This is a genomic window from Aquibium pacificum (genome assembly GCF_040839445.1).
Taxonomy (GTDB): domain Bacteria; phylum Pseudomonadota; class Alphaproteobacteria; order Rhizobiales; family Rhizobiaceae; genus Aquibium; species Aquibium pacificus.
Window position 1 is genome coordinate 1 of sequence record NZ_JBDPGJ010000036.1, and the last position, 364, is coordinate 364.

1 protein-coding gene is annotated in these 364 nt (G+C 42.0%); it reads right to left on the reverse strand.

Annotated elements, in window-relative coordinates:
- Positions 1-166 precede the first annotated feature (166 nt).
- A partial coding sequence (locus ABGN05_RS30055; RefSeq protein WP_367957722.1) for a hypothetical protein occupies positions 167-364 on the reverse strand: 198 nt, incomplete at its 5' end.

Genomic DNA, 364 nt, shown 5'->3' on the forward strand with positions numbered 1-364 from the left:
GGGGGGACAAAAAAAAAAAAAAAAAAAAAAAGGGCCACGATGGCTGACCATTCAAAAAAAAAAAAAAAATAAGTATTAAGGCGGAAGATTTAAAAAAATTTTTGCAGTACATAATTTACACAGAAGCAATGCTGTCACCTCCCCGGTGTGGACTCAGGGCATGGACTCAGCCATCCTCTTCTAGGGAATGGGGATGGCTTTTGGGAGGGTGAGGGACTTCCTGTAGCCATCTCATGGGTACTTGGAATGACTTAAAAAAGAAAAAAAATGTACAATCAAAGTCCTCAGCCACATTGTAGAACTTTGGGGGATGCTTGCTCCAACCGACTGCTGTCGCCTTCACCGTTCCAGTTTTTAAATCCTG